We start from the raw sequence: 19,535 nt of genomic DNA, 5'->3' as shown, positions 1-19,535 counted from the left end.
GGCACTGCGCACGTGCGCAGTGCCTACGCCCCGCGCAGCACCGCCCCGGTGCGCTCGGCCGCCAGCGCGACGGCCGCGTCACGGGCCGCCGAGGCCTCCTCGACGGTCAGCGTGCGGTCGGCGGCACGGAAGCGCAGCGCGTATGCCAGCGACTTCTTGTCCGCGCCGAGCTGCTCGCTCTCGTACACGTCGAACAGCCGGATGGACTCGAGGAGTTCACCCGCGCCCTCGCGCAGTGTCTTCTCGACCTCGGCGGCCGGGACGGACCGGTCGACGACCAGCGCGACGTCCTGGGTGGCCACCGGGAAGGAGGAGATGCGCGGCCCCTGCGGGAGGCCGTCGCTCGCCCGCTGCAGCAGGTCCAGGTCCATCTCCATCGCGCTGGTGCGCTCGGGCAGGCCCAGGGACTTGACGACGCGCGGGTGCAGTTCGCCGGCGTGGCCGACGAGGGTCTCCTCGCCGTCCACCGTGGCGTACAGCGCGGCGCAACGGCCCGGGTGCCAGGGCTCGTGCTGGTCGGCACGGATGTCGAGCCGCACGCCGGCCTCGCGGGCCACCACACGGGCGGCCTCGACCGCGTCGGCCCAGCCGGCCGGGTAGCCCTTGCCCCACCAGCCGGCCTGCTCCCGCGCCCCGGCCAGGACGACGGCGACCCGGCGCGGCTGCTTGGGCAGCGCGGCGTTGAGTCCGGCGATCTCCTCGTCCGTAGGACGGCGGTCCACGGGCAGCCGGACCGGTACCGGCTCGTCACCGGTCGGCCGGAAGACCAGGCCCGTCTCGAAGAGCGCCAGGTCGTGGCTGCCGCGTCCGTCGTTGCGGCGCAGAGCGCCGAGCAGGCCCGGCAGCAGCGTCGTACGGAGTGCCGGCTCCTCGTCGGAGAGCGGGTTGACCAGCTTCACCGTGCGGCGGCGGGCGTCGTCGGCGGGCAGCATCAGCTGGTCGAGGACCGCGTCACCGATGAACGGGTAGTTCAGCGCCTCGACGTATCCGGCGCCGGCCAGGGCGCGGCCGACGCGGCTGTGCAGCCGCTGCCGCGCGGTGAGGCCGAGGCCCGCGGGGGGCTTCGGCAGGGTCGAGGGCAGGTTCTCGTAGCCCTCGAGCCGGACGACCTCCTCGGCCAGGTCGTTCGGGTCGGTCAGGTCGGGCCGCCAGGACGGGACGGTGACGACCAGCTCGTCCTGACCGTAGACGTCGCAGCCGACCTCCTGGAGGCGGCGTACGACGGTCTCGCGGCCGTAGTCGACGCCCGCGACCTTGTCCGGGTGGTTCGCCGGGATCGTGATGGTGCGCGGCGCGGAGGGCGCGGCGACCTCGGTGACTCCGGCGTCGGCGGTGCCGCCCGCGAGCAGCACCAGCAGGTCGACGGTGCGCTGGGCCGCGGCCGCCGCGGCGGCGGGGTCGACGCCGCGCTCGAAGCGGCGGGACGCCTCCGACGAGAGCTTGTGGCGGCGGGCCGTGCGCGCGATGGAGATCGCGTCGAAGTGCGCGGCCTCGATGACCACCTCGGTGGTGCCCTGGATCTCGCCGGTCTCCGGGTCGGTGACCGAGTCGGCGATCTCGGTGTTGGCCCCGCCCATCACGCCCGCGAGGCCGATGGGGCCGCGGTCGTCGGTGATCACCAGGTCCTCGGCGTCGAGCACGCGCTTCACACCGTCGAGGGTCGTGAACTTCTCGCCCTGCTCGGCGCGGCGCACGCCGATGGCGCCCTGGACGCGGTGGCGGTCGTAGGCGTGCAGCGGCTGGCCGAGCTCGAGCATCACGTAGTTGGTGATGTCGACGGCGAGCGAGATCGGGCGCATCCCGGCCTTCTGCAGCCGGCGCTGCAGCCAGATCGGGGAGCGCGCCTCGGGGTCGAGGCCGGACACGGTGCGGGCGGTGAAGCGGTCGCAGCCGTGCGGATCGGAGATCTTCACCGGGTAGCCGTGGGCATTCGGCGCGGGCACGTCGAGCAGCGCCGGGTCGCGCAGCGGCAGCCCGTACGCCGTGGCGGCCTCACGGGCGATGCCGCGGAGCGAGAGGCAGTAGCCGCGGTCCGGCGTGACGGCGATGTCGAGGACCTCGTCGACCAGCTCGAGGAGCTCGACGGCGTCCTTGCCGATCTCGGTCTCGGGCGGCAGCACGATGATGCCCTTGCTGCCGTCGTCACCCATGTTCAGCTCGTCGCTGGAGCAGATCATGCCGCGGGACATACGGCCGTACGTCTTGCGCTCGGCGATCTGGAAGTCGCCGGGCAGGACCGCGCCCGGGAGGGCGACGACGACCTTGTCGCCCTCCTTGAAGTTGCGGGCGCCGCAGATGATCTCCTGGGGCTCCCCCGTGCCGTTGGCGTGGCCGACGTCGACGGTGCAGTAGCGGATGGGCTTCTTGAACTCGGTCAGCTCCTCGATGGTGAGGACCTGACCCACGACCAGCGGGCCCTTGAGGTCGGCGCCGAGCTGCTCGACGGTCTCGACCTCAAGACCGGCCGAAATGAGCTTGGCCTGGACGTCGCGCCCGGTCTCCGTCGCCGGCAGGTCGACGTACTCCCGCAGCCAAGAAAGCGGGACCCGCATCAGATCTCCATCCCGAACGGCCGGGTGAACCGGACGTCACCCTCGACCATGTCTCGCATGTCTTCGACGTTGTGGCGGAACATCAGCATCCGCTCGATGCCGAACCCGAAGGCGAATCCGCTGTACTTCTCCGGGTCGACGCCGCAGGCGACCAGCACCCGCGGGTTGACCATGCCGCAGCCGCCGAGCTCGATCCATCCCTCGCTGGAGCAGGTCCGGCACGCCTTGTCGGGGTTGCCGACCGACTCCCCGCGGCACACGTAGCAGAGCATGTCCATCTCGGCGGACGGCTCGGTGAACGGGAAGTAGTTCGGGCGCAGCCGGGTCTTCATGTCCGCTCCGAAGAGCGACTGGACCATGTGGTCCAGGGTGCCCTTGAGGTCGGCCATGGTCAGGCCCTCGTCCACGGCCAGCAGCTCGATCTGGTGGAAGACCGGGGTGTGCGTGGCGTCCAGCTCGTCGGTCCGGTACACACGCCCGGGGCAGACGATGTAGACGGGCGGCTCACGGTCGAGCAGCGCCCGGGCCTGCACGGGCGAGGTGTGCGTACGCAGGATGACACCCGACTCGTCACCATCCGCCCCCTTGGGCGACTGGACGAAGAACGTGTCCTGCATCTGCCGCGCCGGGTGGTCGGGCGTGAAGTTGAGCGCGTCGAAGTTGAACCACTCGGCCTCGACCTCGGGGCCCTCGGCGACCTCGTATCCCATGCACACGAAGACGTCCGCGACGCGCTCCATCATCGTGGTCAGCGGGTGGCGTGCGCCGGCCGGTACGCGGTCGTAGGGCAGCGTGACGTCCACGGCCTCCTCGACCAGCACGCGCGCGTCACGCTCCGCCTCGAGCTCGGCCTGGCGGGCGGCGAGCGCCTTGCTGACGGCGCCCCGGGCCTGGCCGACCCGCTTGCCGGCGTCCGCCTTGGCGTGCGGGGGAAGCGCGCCGATCTCGCGGTTGGCGAGGGCCAGCGGGGAGGTGCCGCCGGTGTGGGCGACCTTGGCCTCCTGGAGCTGTTCGAGGTCGGCTGCGGCCGCGAAGGCGGCGAGCGCCTCGTCCCGCATGCGCTCGATCTCTTCCGGTTTCAGTGCCTCGACCTCAACTGGGTCGTACGACTTATTGGGTGCCGACATCTCTTCCCGTGCTTCCGATTGGCTGGCTGAAGGCCCCGTCCCGACTCGGGGGGCGCTGTCGCCCAGGAACGCGGACACAAACGTGCCAATGGCCGAGTCTAACGGGGGTGAGGTGTGCGAATGAGCCCGCGGGCTGCTGGATCCGGCTCAGAGCAGATAGGCCGGGGCGCCCACGGGCAACGTAAATCGGAACTGGGCGCCGCCGCCGGGTGCGCGGCCGACCGTGATCGTCCCGCCGTGGACCTCGACGATGCCCTTGACGATGTACAGGCCCAGGCCGGTCCCGCCGCGCTTGCTGCCCCGCCAGAAGCGGGTGAAGACGCGGCCCATCGACTCCTCGGGGATGCCGGGACCTTCGTCGCTCACGGTGACTGCCGTTCCTGCCGACTGGTTCTTGAGGGGCGCGGACGCCACTTCGATGGTGACGGTTCCCTCGCCGTGCCGCACCGCATTTTCCAGCAGGTTGCTCAGCACCTGGTCGATTTTATCGGGGTCGGCCCACAGATCGGGCAACGGGTGCTCGATCCGTACGAGGAACCGGTCGGCGGACTGGCCCGCTGCCACGTGCGCCTGGATGTGGCGGGCCACGGCCGCCCCGATGTCGACGGGCTGCCGGCGGACCTCCATCCGCCCCGAGTCGATACGGGAGATGTCGAGGAGCTCGGCGATCAGCCGCGTGACGCGGTTGGCGTCGGCGTTGACGGTCTCCAGCATCAGCCGCTTCTGGTCGTCGGTGAACCGCTCCCACTTGGCGAGCAGCGTCGCCGTGAAGCCCTTGACGGAGGTAAGCGGCGAGCGCAGCTCATGGGCGACGGTCGCGATCAGCTCGGCGTGGCTGCGTTCGGTACGGCGGCGGGCCTCGGTGTCGCGGAGCGAGACGACGACGCGGCGCACGGGTCCGGTGGGCGCGGCGCGCACGTACCGCGCGCAGACCAGGACCTCGCGGCCGCCCGGCAGCAGCAGATTGCGCTCCGGCTGGCCGACCCGGGTGGCGAGGCCGCCGTACGGATCGGTGAGCTGCCACCAGCGGCGCCCTTCGAGGTCCTCGAGGGGAAGGACGCGTTCGAGTGGTCGCCCGATGGCGTCGGAGGAGCTGACGGCGGTGATACGGGCGGCGGCCCGGTTGAAGCAGATGACGCGGCCGTTCTCGTCGGCGATGACGAGGCCGTCGGGGAGGTCGTCCGGGGTGAGTCCCAGGTTCTCCAGGTTCTCGAGATCGTCCCGGCTGTCCTGGCCATCGGAGTCGTCCGGGCCGCAGGAAGGAAGGGCGAAGGCCCTGCCTGCCTCCGCGGTGCTGCCTGTGCCGACAACCATCCCCGTACCCCACCTCTCGCACCGGCGGTGGGGGTACCCCCTGCTCGACGTAGTCGAGAGCTTGGGGGTGGGCCCCCGAGTGCGTCACCCTACTAGGCGTCGGTTACAGGGCGACACCCTGTGAGGGCGCGCCGTGCGGTCGAGTCGCCGGCGCACCGTTCCTCAGTGGGCCTGCCCGGGTGCCGTGGCGCGGCACCCGCCGGCGGCCCGCTGGGCGCGGGCGGACGCGTAGAGACATACGGCGGCGGCGGTCGCGAGGTTCAGGCTCTCGGCTTTTCCGTGGATCGGCACGCGGACGACGGCGTCGGCGAGGGCGCGGGTCTCCTCCGGCAGGCCCCAGGCCTCGTTGCCGAAGACCCAGGCGGCGGGCCCACCCATCGTGCCGTGGTCCAGCTCCGTGTCGAGGTCGTCCTCCCCGGCTCCGTCGGCGGCGAGGATGCGTACACCCGCGTCCTTGAGCCCCTGGACGGCCCGCTCGACGGGGACGCCGACCGCCACCGGCAGATGGAACAGCGAACCGACGGAGGCGCGCACCGCCTTGGGGTTGTACAGGTCGACGGAGGCGTCGGTGAGGACGACGGCGTCGGCTCCGGCGGCGTCGGCGCAGCGCAGCACGGTGCCGGCGTTGCCGGGGTCGCGGACGTGCGCGAGGACGGCGACGAGGCGGGGCCGGGCCGCGAGGATGTCGTCGAAGCCCGTGTCGAGGAACCGGCAGACGCCTACGAGGCCCTGCGGGGTGACCGTCGTCGAGATCTCCCCGATCACCTCGTCCGCCGCCAGATGCACCCGGGCCCCGGCGGCCCGGGCGTCACCGACGATGTCGGCGTACCGCTCGGCGGCTTCGACGGTCGCGAAGAGCTCGACGAGCGCGGGCCCCTCGTCCGTCCGGTACCGGACGGCCTCCCGCACGGCCTGCGGCCCCTCGGCAAGAAACCGACGATCCTTACCGCGGAAGTTGCGCCTGGCCAGCCGCCTGGCAGCGGAGACACGCGGCGAGCGGGGGGAGATCAGCTCGGGAGGGGGCATTGACTCACTTTCGGGTAACGCGAGGCCGTCCGTTGTGGGCAATCGTTCTGCTGGGGGTCCCCCCAGGCCCTTAAGGCACTGGGGGAGGAACGGGTGCACAACCCACGACGGAGGGTGCCCTTCACGGTCGGGGTGGCCCGGACGCACAGGACCCGCAGGCCCAAGGCCTGCGGGTCCGGTAGCGCTGGGGGCGGCGAGCCGTCAGGCCGCCGTCTTCGGCGCGTTGACGTCGCTCGGCAGCGCCTTCTGCGCGACCTCGACCAGCGAGGCGAACGCGTTGGCGTCGTTCACGGCCAGCTCGGCGAGGATCTTGCGGTCCACCTCGACGCCCGCGGCCTTCAGGCCCTGGATGAAGCGGTTGTAGGTGATGCCGTTGGCGCGGGCAGCGGCGTTGATGCGCTGGATCCACAGCTGACGGAAGTCGCCCTTGCGCTTCTTGCGGTCGTTGTAGTTGTAGACGAGGGAGTGGGTGACCTGCTCCTTCGCCTTGCGGTAGAGGCGCGACCGCTGACCGCGGTAGCCGCTGGCCTGCTCGAGGATCGCCCGGCGCTTCTTGTGGGCGTTGACTGCCCGCTTGACGCGTGCCACTTCTTAACTCCTTGTAGCGGGGCCGTGGTGTGTCGTCACACGGCCCGGTATCGAATGGGTCCCGGTCCTGGCGTCGCACGGCCCCCGGTCATCGGGGGCCACGACGTCACTTGCCGAGAAGCTTCTTGATCTTCTTGGCGTCGCCCGGGGCCATCTCGGCGTTGCCGGTGAGGCGACGCGTCAGACGGGACGACTTGTGCTCGAGCAGGTGGCGCTTGCCGGCGCGCTCGCGGAGCACCTTGCCGGAGCCGGTGACCTTGAAGCGCTTGCTGGCACCGCTGTGCGACTTGTTCTTCGGCATAGCGCCGTTCTCTCCTCGTCAGTGGCGCTCCGATGCCCGGTCTTTCAACCGGGCATGCGGGAGCGTCAGGTGTATCGGTTGACATCCCTGGACTGGCGGTCCCGGGACGCTTGGACCCCCGGGACTGGCGTCCTGGGATCAGGCCTCGGCGGAAGCCTCGGCCGGGGCCTCGGCGATTTCCTCGGCGGCGTTCTGCGAACGGCCGGGGTTGGCCTTCGCCTCCGCCTTGCGAGCCGCCTGGGCCTCACGGGCCTCGGCCATCGCCTCGGTCTTCTTCTTGTGCGGCCCGAGGACCATGATCATGTTGCGGCCGTCCTGCTTCGGGTTCGACTCCACGAAACCGAGGTCCTGGACGTCCTCCGCGAGGCGCTGCAGCAGCCGGTAACCCAGCTCCGGCCGGGACTGCTCGCGACCACGGAACATGATCGTGATCTTGACCTTGTCGCCCTGCTTGAGGAACCGGACGACATGACCCTTCTTGGTGTCGTAGTCGTGCGGGTCGATCTTCGGCCGGAGCTTCATCTCCTTGATGACCGTGTGCGCCTGGTTCTTGCGCGCCTCACGGGCCTTCATGGCCGACTCGTACTTGAACTTCCCGTAGTCCATGAGCTTGCACACGGGCGGACGGGCGTTCGCCGCGACCTCGACCAGGTCCAGGTCGTACTCCTGCGCAAGCTCCAGGGCCTTGGCAAGCGGGACAATCCCGACCTGCTCGCCGCTGGGACCGACAAGTCGCACCTCGGGAACGCGAATCCGGTCGTTGATGCGGGGCTCGGCGCTGATGGATCCTCCTCGGTAGCACCGCGCGGCAGTCTGGCGGACAGCCGCGGTAACGTCTGTGTTCGTTGGACCTAACCGCGCCGGCGCACGAAAAATGCCCCGGACGATCACATGCGGGGCTCCTTGCACTACCGGAGCACCGTCGCGTGACAGCGGGGCGCATCGGGCGAACGCCTCGAGGGCGCGTCGCCTGACCGGTGACCCGCCGCCCGCTAGGGCGGTCAGGTGGGAGTTCGGAGCCTCCACTTGTGGGCCGGGCACGTCGGTGTCCGACCGGTCATTACGCAAGGCTAGCAGCTCTCCGGGTACGGGGCTAATCACCGCGCACCGGACGCCCCCGGGCTCCGGGCAGGCTCCCCCGGGCGGGGGCCCGCGCGGCTGGGCCTATCGTGTGGGGCATGAACGACGCGACCCCCACGACCGACGCCTCGGCGCCCGCCGACTCCGCGCCGGCTGCCGCCCCTCCGGTGACCGCCGAGGAGACCCCCGACTTCGACGCCATGACCCGCGACATCGCGGAGGTTCCCGCGGTCGAGGTGATCGTGACGGTCGCGGTCAACCTGATGAGCGCCGCCGCCGTGAAGCTCGGCCTGACCGAGGACGGCGAGAAGCACAAGGACCTGGACGAGGCCCGCAAGCTGGTGCACGCGCTGGCCGGTCTGCTCGACGCGAGCGCGACCGAGATCAGCTCCTTCCACGCGGCTCCGCTGCGCGACGGGCTGAAGTCGCTGCAGCTGGCGTTCCGCGAGGCCTCGCTGGTGCCGGACGAGCCGGGCCAGGGCCCTGGCGAGAAGTACACGGGCCCGGTGTTCGGCTGAGCCGTCGCCGGTCACGGCGCGCAGAAACAGGCGTCAGGAACGCACGAAGAAGGGCTCGCCCGGTGGTGTCGTCCCGGTCGGCAGCACTGCCAGATCGAGGCCGCGGACCAGGCGGGCCCTCAGCGTGTCGTCGGCGGCCAGGCGCTCGGCGACGCGCCGGGCCGCCTCTGCCGGTGCGGCGGAGGGATCGAGGACGAGGGCCAGGGTGCCGTCGGCGGTGCCGGGGCCCAGGTGGGCGCGGAGGACCGCGGGCTCGGCGGCGACGACGGCGCGCACCGCTTCGGTGACGGCGGGATCGGCGAGGGGATCGGTGCTGGTGCGGCCCTCGGCGAGGGCGAGCAGGGCTGCGCCGGTGAGCTCGTACGGTACGGGGCCTGCGAGGTCCAGCACGATCGTGTCGGCCTTTTCGTGGGCCGCGGCCTGGAGCGCCTGGTGCAGGGGGACGGCGACGGGGCGGGCGGCCGGGTCCCACCGGGCCAGCGACTCGGTGGAGGTGAAGGCGGGCAGCGCCGTGCGCGAGCCCGCCTTGAGCGTGGGCACGGCCATGTCGCTGGTCTTCTCGCGGCGCAGCCCGTTCTCGTCCTCCTCGACCTCGCCGAGCATGGCGACGACGGGGACCAGCAGGCGGGCCCCCTTGAGGGCCTCCAATACCGGCTGCTCGGCCTTCCGGTCCTCGGCCCAGGCGGCGAGCGCGGCGCTCAGCGCGGGGTCGGCCGAGCCGTCGTCGTCGGAGAAACCGGGGTCCGGGATGTTCTTGTTCGCCACAACCACCGACCCTATCGAGCCGTCGGAGGGCACCCGCAGGCGGCATGTCGCGGCGTGCCGCGGTCAGCCGCCCAGGCGCCGGCCCGGGCGGAAGCTCAGGCGGCCTCCTCCTCGTCCCCGCCACAGCACCACCGCTGCCGCCAGCAGCACGGCGCCCAGGCCGCCTGCCAGCGGGCCGGCCCAGGCCGCCGAGCCGTCGTCCTCGGACTCGGTCGGGCCAGGGCCGAAGTACTTCCTGCCGTAGGCCACCGCACGCAGGTCGTCCTGCGGGACGTCGGCGCCCTTGCGGATGGCGGCGGCGGGGTCGATGAGGCCGAAGCCGCGGGAGTCGTCGCGGCCGCCGGCCGGAGAGTTGCGGGCGGTGTCCTCTAGGAGCTGTTTGATCTGGGCGGGGTCGAGTCCGGGGTGGGCGGCGCGGATGAGCGCGACGGCGCCGGAGACGAAGGCCGATGCGGCGCTCGTGCCCCAGCCGTTGTAGTAGTCGCGGTCCGGGTTGGCGATGACGACGTCCATGCCGGGTGCGCTGACCGTCGCGTACCAGCGGCGAGTGGAGAACGACGCGCGCGTGCCGTAGCGGTCGACGGCGGTCACGGCGATCACGCCGGGGTAGGCGGCGGGGTACGAGATGTGGTCGCCCTCCTCGCCGCCGTTGCCGGCTGAGGCGACGACGACGGCGCCCTTCTTCAGCGCGTACTGGACGGCGGCGTCCTCCGACGGATCGGGGTGAGCCGACTTGGAGTCGTCGCCCAGCGAGAGGTTGATGACGTCGGCGCCGTGGTCGGCGGCCCAGCGGATGCCCTCGGCGAGGGCATTGCCGCGGGTGGCGCGGGCCTTTTTGCGGGCCGGGTCGCCGTCCTCCAGGATCACCCGGACCGGGAGGATCTTGGCCTCCGGAGCGACGCCGAGCACACCGTCGGCGTTGCCCGCGCCGTGTCCGTGGCCTGCGATGATCCCGGCCATGGCGGTGCCGTGCTCGGCCCAGGACTGCTCGCCTCGCTTGGCGCCGAAGCCGACCAGGTCCTTGCCCTTCAGGACGTTGCCCACGAGGTCGGGGTGCGTCGCGTCCACACCGGTGTCCAGGACGGCGACGGTTATGCCCTTGCCCTTCGTCGTGCGCCATGCCTGCTGGGTGTGGAGCGCCTCCAGGCCCCACTGCTGCGCGCGGATGGTGTCGGCGTGCGCCGCGGTGGCGGGCAGCAGGGCGAGGGCGAAGGCGAGGGGGGCGGCCAGGAGGCCGGAGGCGAGGCGGCCGGGTCTCCTCGTCACGCTCCAGGGGCCGATGCGCTTCATGAGGAGTTCTCCGTGGCCGCTGTGACGGTTTTGCGCAGGCTCCGCTCGATACGGTCGGCGATCCCGTTCGCCTCGTGGCCGAGGCCCGCCTGGGCGGGGGCGGTGGTGGCGCCGGTCTTCATGGCCTCGGCGGCGGGCTGCGGTTCCTCGACGGTGCGGCCGTCGGCAAACCCCGAGACCGCGTAGACGACGACGGGGGCGTCGGTGAGCACGGATATGGTCCAGGACGCCCGCTGGTCGTCGCCGAAGCCGGCGGCGACGGTGCCCTTCGCCGCGTACGGCCGGGGCATCAGGTCGCTGCGCCGGTCGAGCCCTTCGTCCTCGAAACGCGCCCGCAGCGCGCGCATGCCGTCGGCGTCGGCCTTGGTGAACAGCAGTCCGACGGTCGTGACACTGCTGCGGGTGGCGTCCGTGTAGGTGGCGCGCAGCAGGCGCAGACAGCCGACGGGGGCGAGGGCCTTGCGCAGCAGCGGGTCGAAGGCGGCCTTGCAGCCGCTGTCCGGGGCGACGGCTATCCGCGTCCAGACGCGGTCGGCTCCGCCAGGGCCCGCACCGTCGCCCTTGACGACGGGCGGGAAGAGCCGGTCGACGGGGACGCTGTGCCACAGGTCGCCGGCGTCCGCGAAGGAGTCCGCGCTGCCGGCGGCCGCCGAGCTGTCGCCGGTCAGCCAGCTCCCGGTCACGGCACCGCCCATCAGCCCGAGACCGAGCACGGCGCAGACCACGGCGGCCACGGCCCTGGACCGGCTCCGCGCCCTGATGGGCCGTAGCCGCGTGGTGTCGTCGTCGTACGCGTCCTGCTGCGCGAAGCCCGCGAACGGCCGTCCGGCTCCCTGCGCGGGAGGCATCGGGCCAGCGGCGTGGGTACCTGAGGCACCGGAAGGACCTGGAATCGTCGGGAACGCGGCGATGGGCACACCCGCGGCCGGCGTCATGGCCGAGGATGCGGGCGTCCGGGCCGGGCCGGTTCCGGGTCGGCCGTCGTCCTTGATCGGGCGCAGGCGCGCGGTGGTCTCGGCGGGCCGCTCCTCGGGCGCAGCGGACGGCGACGAAGACGAACTGGACGGCGACGAACCGGGCGAACCACCCCTCGGCGCGTCCTCCTCGGACGCGGCGCTCGACACGACAGGTCCGGCCGCGTCGGCCGCCGCGCGACCAGGCGGCACAGGCGAAGCCGCCGACCGGGCCGGAGGAACCACCGGGGGCGCAGGAACCGCCGGGCGCGCAGGCGGAGGCGGCGGGCACGGCGGGGGTGGCGGGACTGCTCCTGGCGGGACTGATCCGTCCCGGGCACCGACGCTCGGGGGTGCGGCGGGCTGCGGCGGTACGACCGGGCGTACGCCATCGCCGGGCGCCACACCATCGCCCGGCGCCGTGCCGTCGGTCCCTGCCTGGGCGCTCCACTCGGCCGTCCTCGGGGCGACCGCGGGGCGCGGCGGAACGACGGGAGCAGCGGTCGTGGCATCCAGGGGACGCACCGAACCGGTCGGCGCCGGCGCCGCGTCCGGACGACGCACCGAACCGGTCGGCGCGGGCGACGCATCCGGCAGACCCACCGAACCCGCCGACGCGGGCGACGCATCCGGCAGACCCACCGAACCCGCCGACGCGGGCGGCGCCGAGGCGGGTGGCGCATCCGGAAGGCGCACCGATCCCGTCGGTGCCGGTGGTGTGTCAGGGAACCGCGCCGTGGCCGGCGGGGGCGGCGGTTCCGCAGGCGCAGAGCCATCCCACACGGCTGAGGTGGGCAACGGTCCCGTGCCCGAGCGGGCCCCGACTCGGGTCGGCTGTGCCTGCGTACGGTCGACGGCCGCGCGCGAGGCCGTGTCAGTGCCGCCGTTCCTCGGCAGGCGTTCGCCGTCGTCGCCGTCGCCGTCGCTGATGTCCGGGCGCTCGGTCAAAGGCGTCGAGGGCCAGGGGCTGCCCTCGTTCAGAGTCCGCGGCAGGCGGTCGGCCGCCGTCCCGTCCCCTCCTCCGGCAGACGTCCTCGTCGAAGGCGAATCGTCGCCCGCCACACGCGACGCAGACGGGACCCTCGCCTCGGGCGCGGTGCCCATGGTGGACGCGGTGCCCATGGCGGACGCGTTGTCCGCCGGAGGCGTCGCGTCGTCCGCGAACGTACGGGGAGGTATCGCCGGGCGTGGCGGGGTAGGCGCGCGTCGTGGTTCGGCGCTCATGCACCCCCCGTTTCCTGGTGCCCTGCCGCGGTGCCCGGGCAGACCGGCCGGGAGCCGGCCTGTCGCCCCTCAGGCACAGGCGCGTCGCGTGCTTTTCTGCGTTCCGCGTCACTCTACGGGCTGACCCGGCTCGAACGGGAACCAGTCCACCGGCCGGGGTGATCTGCCCGGAACATCCCCCTACCCTGCGGTAATCCAGTCTGGCAGGCTTCGGCCATGACTGCCCGTGCCACCGACCGAGCCCGGTACGACCGGGCCACAGCCCACCTCGAGGCCCCTCTCGCGATCGTGGATCTGGACGCGTTCGACGCCAACGCCGCGGAACTCGTGCGCCGGGCGGGCGGCAAGCCGATCCGGGTCGCCAGCAAGTCCGTTCGCTGCCGGGCCCTGCTCGAACGTGTGCTGGCTCGCGAGGGGTTCGCCGGGATCATGTCGTTCACGCTCGCCGAGTCGCTCTGGCTTGCGCGTTCCGGGTTCGACGACGTCCTGCTCGCCTATCCGTCGGCTGACCGGAAGGCGTTCGCCGAGCTGACGAGCGACCCCAAGCTCGCGGCCGCGGTGACCGTGATGATCGACGACCCGGCGCAGCTCCACCTCATCGACGACGCCCGGGACGGCGGCCGCGAGGAGGTGCGGGTGTGTCTGGAACTGGACACGTCGCTGCGGCTGCTCGGCGGACGGATACGGGTCGGAGCGCGGCGCTCGCCCCTGCACTCCCCCGCCCAACTGGCCGAGCTGGCCCGTGTGGTGGCCCGTCGGCCGGGGTTCCGGCTGGTCGGCGTGATGGGGTACGAAGGCCACATCGCGGGCGTCGGCGACTCCGTCGCCGGACGGCCTCTGCGGTCGCGCGCGGTCCGGCTGATGCAGGCAGCGGCCCGGCGCGAGCTCGCCGAGCGCCGTGCGGAGGCGATACGCGCCGTGCGTGCCGTGGCGCCGGATCTGGAGTTCGTGAACGGCGGCGGCACGGGCAGCGTGCAGCACACCGCCGCCGAGGACGCGGTCACGGAGATCGCCGCCGGCTCGGGGCTCTACGTGCCCCGGCTCTTCGACAACTACACGTCGTTCCGCGGGCGTCCGGCCGCCCTGTTCGCGCAGCCCGTCGTCCGCAGGCCGGGAGTGGGCGTGGTGACCGTGCTGGGCGGCGGGTACCCGGCGTCGGGTGCCGCGGGCGCCGACCGGCTGCCGGTGCCGTATCTGCCGGAGGGGCTGCGGTACGACCCCCAGGAAGGGCCCGGCGAGGTGCAGACCCCGCTGCTGGGTGCCCCGGCGGACGATCTGCTGATCGGCGACAAGGTGTGGTTCCGGCACGCCAAGGCCGGTGAGCTGTGCGAACGGTTCGACGAACTGCACCTGGTCCAGGAGGAGACCGTGACGGCGACCGTCCCGACGTACCGGGGCGAGGGTCGCACGTACCTCTGAGGCAGAGGCACCCAGCCGTCGCGACTAAAGCGGTGTGACGTACGCCCCCGAAATCCCCCCGTCCACAAGGAAGTCCGTGGCGTTGACGAACGACGAGTCGTCGCTCGCCAGGAAGGCCACCGCGGCCGCGATCTCCTCGGCCTCGGCGAACCGGCCCACGGGGATGTGGACCAGGCGGCGCGCGGCCCGCTCGGGGTCCTTGGCGAACAGCTCCTGCAGCAGTGGGGTGTTGACCGGTCCCGGGCAGAGCGCGTTGACGCGGATGCCCTCGCGGGCGAACTGCACCCCGAGCTCGCGCGACATCGCAAGCACCCCGCCCTTGGACGCGGTGTACGAGATCTGCGAGGTCGCCGCGCCCATCCGGGCCACGAACGACGCGGTATTGATGATGGAGCCCTTGCCCTGGCGCCGCATGTAGGGGATGGCGGCCTTGCAGCACAGGTAGACGGAGGTGAGGTTGACCTCCTGGACGCGCTTCCATGCCTCCAGGCCGGTCTCCAGGATGGAGTCGTCGTCGGGCGGCGAGATGCCCGCGTTGTTGAACGCGACGTCGACGCTGCCATAGGTGTCGTACGCGGTCTTGAACAGGGCCTCGACCTGTTCGGGGTCGGTGACGTCGACCTTCACGAAGGTTCCGCCGACCTCCTCGGCGGCGGCCTTGCCGCGTACCTCGTCGACGTCGCCGCAGACGACGTTCGCACCCTCGGAGGCGAGCCGGCGGGCGGTGGCGAGGCCGATGCCGCTGCCGGCTCCGGTGATGACGGCGGTGCGGCCCACCAGGCGGCGGCAGATGGTTTCTTCGGTCGTCATATCGGGCTCAGGCCTCCGTGCTGATGAAGACGTTCTTGGTCTCGGTGAAAGCGGTCAGGGCGTCGGGGCCGAGCTCGCGGCCGAGGCCCGACTGCTGGTAGCCGCCGAACGGGGTCCAGTAGCGGACGCTGGAGTGGGAGTTGACGGACAGGTTGCCTGCCCGCACCGCCTGGGACACGCGCAGCGCCCTGCCCACGTCGCGCGTCCAGATCGAGCCGGACAGGCCGTACTCGGTGGCGTTGGCCAGCCGTACCGCGTCAGCCTCGTCCTCGAAGGGCAGGACGACCGCGACAGGGCCGAAGACCTCCTCGACGGCCACGCGCGCGTGCGGATCGATATCGGTGAGGACGGTGGGCGCGAACCAGAAGCCGGGGCCGTCGGGGACCTTTCCGTGGATCCCCTCCGCGTCCGCCGGGACGTACGAACGGACGCGCTCCAGCTGAGCCTTCGAGATCAGCGGGCCCATCTGGCTCTTCTCGTCGGCGGGGTCGCCGACGACGACGGACTCGACGGCCGGGGCGAGGAGTTCCAGGAAGCGGTCGTACGCCGTGCGCTGGACGAGGATGCGGGTGCGGGCGCAGCAGTCCTGGCCGGAGTTGTCGAGGAACGACATGGGCGCGCTCAGAGCGGCCGCCTCGATGTCCGCGTCGGCGAAGACGATGTTGGGGCTCTTGCCGCCGAGTTCGAGGGTCACGCGCTTCACACGGTCGGCGCACTTCGCCATGATCTGCTTGCCGACGCGCGTCGATCCGGTGAAGACGATCTTCGCGACTCCCGGGTGCTCGACGAGGGCGTTCCCGGCCACCGGCCCCTCCCCCGGCAGCACCTGGAAGAGGTGTTCGGGAAGGCCGGCCTCCGGGGCGAGTTCGGCAAGCCGTAGCGCGGTCAGGGGCGTGGTCTCGGCGGGCTTGAGGATCACCGCGTTGCCCGCCGCGAGTGCAGGGGCGGTGCCCCAGGCGGCGATCGGCATCGGGAAGTTCCAGGGCGCGATGACGCCGACCACGCCGAGCGGTTCGAGGAGCGTGACGTCTAGGCCGCCCGGGACCGGGATCTGGCGGCCGCTCAGCCGCTCCACTCCCCCGGCCGAGTAGTCCAGCAGATCGCGGACGTTGCCCGCCTCCCAGCGGGCGTTGCCGATGGTGTGGCCCGCCTCGGTGACCTCCAACCGGGCCAGTTCTTCGAGGTGTTCGTCGACGACGGCGGCGAAGCGGCGCAGCGCACGCGCCCGGTCGGCGGGCGCGAGGGCGGCCCACCGCGACTGGGCCTCGCTGGCGCGTACGACCGCCGCGTCCACGTCCTGGGCGGTCGCCGCCGGGACGGTCGCGACGACCTCCTCGGTGGCCGGATTGAGTACCTGAAGCTCGGAGGACTCGTGGGACTCGTACGACAAGAAGGGCCTCACATGCGTTCGAAGGAGCGGCGGAGCTCCCAGTCGGTCACCGCGGCGTCGAAGGCGTCCAGCTCGACGCGCGCCATGTTGCGGTAGTGCGCGACCACCTCGTCCCCGAAGGCGGCCTTGGCGATGGGGCTGGTCTCCCAGAGCTCGGCGGCCTCGCGGAGGGTGGTGGGGACGTGTTCGTAGTCCGCGGTGTACGCGTTGCCCGGGCACGGTTCCGGCAGTTCGAGCTTCTGCTCGATGCCGTGGAGGCCCGCCGCGACCAGGCCCGCGACCGCGAGGTGCGGGTTGACGTCGCCGCCCGGCAGCCGGTTCTCGAAGCGCATCGAGCGGCCGTGGCCGACCACACGCAGCGCGCAGGTGCGGTTGTCATACCCCCAGGCGACCGCGGTGGGGGCGAAGGAACCCGGCTGGAAGCGCTTGTAGGAGTTGATGTTGGGCGCGTACAGCAGGGAGAAGTCGCGGAGGGCGGCCAGCTGGCCGGCGAGGAAGTGGCGCATGACCTCGGACATGCCGCCAGGACCGGCACCGGCCATGGCGTTGTTGCCGTCCGCGTCGGCGAGCGAGAGGTGGATGTGGCAGGAGTTGCCCTCGCGCTCGTTGTACTTGGCCATGAAGGTGATCGAGACGCCCTCCTGGGCGGCGATCTCCTTGGCGCCGGTCTTGTAGATGGCGTGCTGGTCGCAGGTGACCAGGGCCTCGTCGTAGCGGAAGGCGATCTCGTGCTGGCCGGGGTTGCACTCGCCCTTGGCCGACTCGACGGTCAGGCCCGCGCCCGCCATCTCGTTGCGGATACGGCGGAGCAGGGGCTCGATACGGCCCGTGCCGAGCACGGAGTAGTCGATGTTGTACTGGTTGGCCGGGGTGAGGCCGCGGTATCCCGCGTCCCAGGCCTGCTCGTACGTGTCCTTGAAGACGATGAACTCGAGTTCGGTGCCGACCTGGGCGGTGAAGCCGTGCTCGGCGAGGCGGTCGAGCTGGCGGCGGAGGATCTGGCGGGGCGCGGCGACCACGGGCGAGCCGTCGTTCCAGGCCAGGTCGGCGATCAGCATGGCCGTGCCCTCGTTCCAGGGCACGCGGCGCAGCGTGGTCAGGTCCGGGTGCATGGCGAAGTCGCCGTAGCCGCGGTCCCAGGAGGACATGTCGTAGCCGTCGACGGTGTTCATCTCCGTGTCGACGGCCAGCAGGTAGTTGCAGCCCTCGGTGCCGTGGTCGAGGACCTCGTCGAGGAAGAAGCGGGCGGCGAACCGCTTGCCCTGGAGGCGGCCCTGCATGTCGGGGAAGGCCAGGACGACGGTGTCGATCTCGCCGCTCGCGACGCGTGCGTGTAGTTCGTCGACGCTGAGCGGGGGTGTGCGGTCTGCCGTGCCGTCTGCCACGGGAAGGGCCTCCTTCGGTCAGCCGAGGCACTTAAGGTATTCCTGAGAACCATTGGTTGGGAAGGGCTCGCGGACGTTTCTGGAAGGGGGTGCGCCCGTATGTCAGAGGCCGACGCCGACGACCGGATGACACCGGTGCTCCGGCCGGTGCGGGCCGGCAACGGCTTCGAGGAGGCGCTGGAGCAGATCCTCCAGGTGGTCCGGCTCGGGCTGGTGCCCGGCGGCGGTCGGCTGCCGTCGGAGCGCGCGCTGGCCGAGCGTCTCGGCATCAGCCGGGTGACGCTGCGCGAGGTGCTGAAGGTCCTGCAGGACGAGGGCCTGGTGGAGTCCCGGCGCGGTCGGTACGGCGGCACCTTCGTCGTGGAGCGGACCGGCATACCCGGCGAGGACGAGCTGCGGCGGCGCATCGAGAAGACCGACGTCGAGGACGTGCTGCGGTTCCGCGAGGTACTGGAGGTCGGGGCCGCCGGACTGTGCGCGGCGCGGGGACTGACCGGCGAGCAGGCCCGGCCGCTGCGGGACGCCCTCGCCGGGACCCGCGACGCACCGCTGGCCGACTACCGTCGGCGCGACACGCTGCTCCACCTGACGCTGGCCGAGCTGTGCGGCTCGCCGTCACTGGCCGCTCAGTACGCGGCCGTACGCGCGCAGGTCAACGACCTGCTGGACTGCATCCCGCTGCTGGTACGGAACCTCGAGCACTCCCAGCGCCAGCACACCGCCCTGGTGGAGGCCGTCCTCGACGGGGACGCCGACGCGGCGCGCGAAATCATGCGTGAGCACTGCGCGGGCACGGCGGCCCTGCTGCGGGGGTTCCTGACGTGAGCTGCGGGGCCTTCCGGCGTGAGCGCGCGAGGCGCCGACGCCCGCGCCGTTCAGCGGGCTTGATTCCGCCGCACATCCGGGTAAAGGTTTGACTTTGCTCCATTGAACGCGCCGGGTGCCAGGTCGCACGCAGGCGCCGCGTACGTCGAAGGGGTGCAGGGTGAGCAGCAGGCCGCTGATCGGTGTCAGTACGTATCTCGAGTCCGGGGCCCGCTGGGGCGCCTGGGAGCTGGACGCGGCGCTGCTGCCGGTCGGCTATCCGCGGCTCGTGCAGGCCGCGGGCGGCCTCGCGGCGATGTTGCCGCCGGACGACCCTGCGCACGCCGAGTCCGCGCTCGCGCGGCTGGACGGGCTCGTCATCGCGGGCGGTCCGGACGTCGAGCCGGTACGGTACGGCGCCGAACGGGACCCGCGCACCGGGCCGCCCGCCCGGGAGCGGGACGCGTGGGAACTCGCCCTTATCGACGCGGCACTGTCGTCCGGTACGCCGCTGCTCGGCATCTGCCGCGGCATGCAGCTGCTGAACGTGGCCTTGGGCGGCACCCTGGTCCAGCACCTCGAGGGCCACACCAAGGACGTGGGCGTGTTCGGGCGGCACCCGGTGACGCCGGTGCCGGGCACGCGGTACGCGGACGCCGTGCCGGAGGAGACGTCCGTGCCGACGTACCACCATCAAGCGGTGGGCCGGCTCGGCGAGGGCCTGCGGGTCTGCGCCCATGCCCCGGACGGCACCGTCGAGGCCGTGGAGCTGCCCGGCCCGCACTGGGTGCTGGGCGTGCAGTGGCATCCGGAGATGGGCGAGGACGTGCGGGTGATGCGGGCGCTGGTGGGCGCGGCTTCGGCTGGCGCCTGAGCGCTCCGCTGGGGGTGCCGCGATGTGCCGTCGGTTCGCTGCGGCGCCGTCGTGGCTGGTCGCGCCCGCGCGGCGGAGCCGCATATCGATACAGCCCCGCGCCCCTTTGGGGCGC

At 72.3% G+C, this 19,535-nt stretch carries 17 protein-coding genes; 4 read left to right on the top strand and 13 right to left on the bottom strand.

Features of this window, described 5'->3' with window-relative positions:
* Window positions 1–23 precede the first annotated feature (23 nt).
* From pheT to infC, 7 genes are all read right to left on the bottom strand, one after another.
* The gene (pheT, locus tag STSP_RS22875; protein WP_067281272.1) at window positions 24–2,552 is read right to left on the bottom strand and encodes a phenylalanine--tRNA ligase subunit beta; all 2,529 of its coding nucleotides are present in this window, start codon (window positions 2,550–2,552) and stop codon (window positions 24–26) included.
* Window positions 2,552–3,679, bottom strand: coding sequence for a phenylalanine--tRNA ligase subunit alpha (gene pheS / locus STSP_RS22870; protein WP_067281266.1), 1,128 nt, complete (start codon window positions 3,677–3,679; stop codon window positions 2,552–2,554). The genes pheT and pheS overlap by 1 nt, the downstream gene beginning before the upstream one ends.
* 147 nt (window positions 3,680–3,826) lie before the next feature.
* On the bottom strand, window positions 3,827–4,993 hold the full coding sequence (locus STSP_RS22865) for a sensor histidine kinase (protein WP_078067414.1): 1,167 nt from the start codon (window positions 4,991–4,993) through the stop codon (window positions 3,827–3,829).
* A gap of 162 nt (window positions 4,994–5,155) precedes the next feature.
* Window positions 5,156–6,019, bottom strand: a complete 864-nt coding sequence (locus STSP_RS22860; RefSeq protein ID WP_067281264.1) for a TrmH family RNA methyltransferase — start codon at window positions 6,017–6,019, stop codon at window positions 5,156–5,158.
* A gap of 201 nt (window positions 6,020–6,220) precedes the next feature.
* Complete coding sequence (rplT, locus tag STSP_RS22855) at window positions 6,221–6,607, bottom strand: 50S ribosomal protein L20 (RefSeq protein ID WP_067281263.1); 387 nt, start codon at window positions 6,605–6,607, stop codon at window positions 6,221–6,223.
* Window positions 6,608–6,713: 106 nt separating this feature from the next.
* A complete protein-coding gene (gene rpmI, locus STSP_RS22850) occupies window positions 6,714–6,908 on the bottom strand; it encodes a 50S ribosomal protein L35 (protein WP_007829094.1) in 195 nt (64 codons plus the stop codon).
* A gap of 138 nt (window positions 6,909–7,046) precedes the next feature.
* Entirely contained in the window at window positions 7,047–7,691 is a 645-nt protein-coding gene (infC, locus tag STSP_RS22845) for a translation initiation factor IF-3 (RefSeq protein WP_078067422.1), read from the bottom strand.
* A gap of 395 nt (window positions 7,692–8,086) precedes the next feature.
* On the opposite strand from infC, the gene STSP_RS22840 reads away from it, so the two are divergent.
* Window positions 8,087–8,506: a DUF1844 domain-containing protein gene (locus tag STSP_RS22840; RefSeq protein WP_067281260.1), complete on the top strand. Its 420-nt coding sequence runs from the start codon at window positions 8,087–8,089 to the stop codon at window positions 8,504–8,506.
* A 33-nt stretch (window positions 8,507–8,539) separates the two neighbouring features.
* Here STSP_RS22840 and STSP_RS22835 read toward each other — a convergent pair whose 3' ends face one another.
* The 3 genes from STSP_RS22835 to STSP_RS22825 all read right to left on the bottom strand — a co-directional run bounded on the left by STSP_RS22835 (window position 8,540) and on the right by STSP_RS22825 (window position 11,409).
* Window positions 8,540–9,271, bottom strand: coding sequence for an SseB family protein (locus tag STSP_RS22835; protein WP_067281259.1), 732 nt, complete (start codon window positions 9,269–9,271; stop codon window positions 8,540–8,542).
* Between the two features lie 63 nt (window positions 9,272–9,334).
* Window positions 9,335–10,561, bottom strand: a complete 1,227-nt coding sequence (gene mycP / locus STSP_RS22830) for a type VII secretion-associated serine protease mycosin (RefSeq protein ID WP_198547412.1) — start codon at window positions 10,559–10,561, stop codon at window positions 9,335–9,337.
* Window positions 10,558–11,409: a hypothetical protein gene (locus STSP_RS22825; protein ID WP_232789752.1), complete on the bottom strand. Its 852-nt coding sequence runs from the start codon at window positions 11,407–11,409 to the stop codon at window positions 10,558–10,560. The genes mycP and STSP_RS22825 overlap by 4 nt, the downstream gene beginning before the upstream one ends.
* 1,545 nt (window positions 11,410–12,954) lie before the next feature.
* Between STSP_RS22825 and STSP_RS22820 the strand changes: the two genes are divergently transcribed.
* Complete coding sequence (locus STSP_RS22820) at window positions 12,955–14,157, top strand: amino acid deaminase/aldolase (RefSeq protein ID WP_067281257.1); 1,203 nt, start codon at window positions 12,955–12,957, stop codon at window positions 14,155–14,157.
* Window positions 14,158–14,181: 24 nt separating this feature from the next.
* On the opposite strand, the gene STSP_RS22815 is transcribed toward STSP_RS22820, so the two are convergent.
* The 3 genes from STSP_RS22815 to STSP_RS22805 are packed head-to-tail and all read right to left on the bottom strand — an operon-like array spanning window position 14,182 to window position 17,742.
* The gene (locus STSP_RS22815) at window positions 14,182–14,967 is read right to left on the bottom strand and encodes a 3-oxoacyl-ACP reductase (RefSeq protein ID WP_067281254.1); all 786 of its coding nucleotides are present in this window, start codon (window positions 14,965–14,967) and stop codon (window positions 14,182–14,184) included.
* Between the two features lie 7 nt (window positions 14,968–14,974).
* Entirely contained in the window at window positions 14,975–16,357 is a 1,383-nt protein-coding gene (locus STSP_RS22810) for an aldehyde dehydrogenase family protein (protein ID WP_067281252.1), read from the bottom strand.
* Between the two features lie 8 nt (window positions 16,358–16,365).
* The gene (locus STSP_RS22805; RefSeq protein WP_067281251.1) at window positions 16,366–17,742 is read right to left on the bottom strand and encodes a glutamine synthetase family protein; all 1,377 of its coding nucleotides are present in this window, start codon (window positions 17,740–17,742) and stop codon (window positions 16,366–16,368) included.
* A 99-nt stretch (window positions 17,743–17,841) separates the two neighbouring features.
* Here STSP_RS22805 and STSP_RS22800 point away from each other — a divergent pair, with 99 nt between their 5' ends.
* Both STSP_RS22800 and STSP_RS22795 read left to right on the top strand, forming a co-directional pair.
* Window positions 17,842–18,567, top strand: a complete 726-nt coding sequence (locus STSP_RS22800) for a FadR/GntR family transcriptional regulator (RefSeq protein WP_067281248.1) — start codon at window positions 17,842–17,844, stop codon at window positions 18,565–18,567.
* 160 nt (window positions 18,568–18,727) lie between these two features.
* Window positions 18,728–19,420, top strand: a complete 693-nt coding sequence (locus STSP_RS22795) for a gamma-glutamyl-gamma-aminobutyrate hydrolase family protein (RefSeq protein WP_067281246.1) — start codon at window positions 18,728–18,730, stop codon at window positions 19,418–19,420.
* Window positions 19,421–19,535: the final 115 nt, after the last annotated feature.

This window comes from Streptomyces jeddahensis (assembly GCF_001642995.1).
GTDB lineage: Bacteria > Actinomycetota > Actinomycetes > Streptomycetales > Streptomycetaceae > Streptomyces > Streptomyces jeddahensis.
This window is presented reverse-complemented; position numbering and strand designations above follow the sequence as displayed.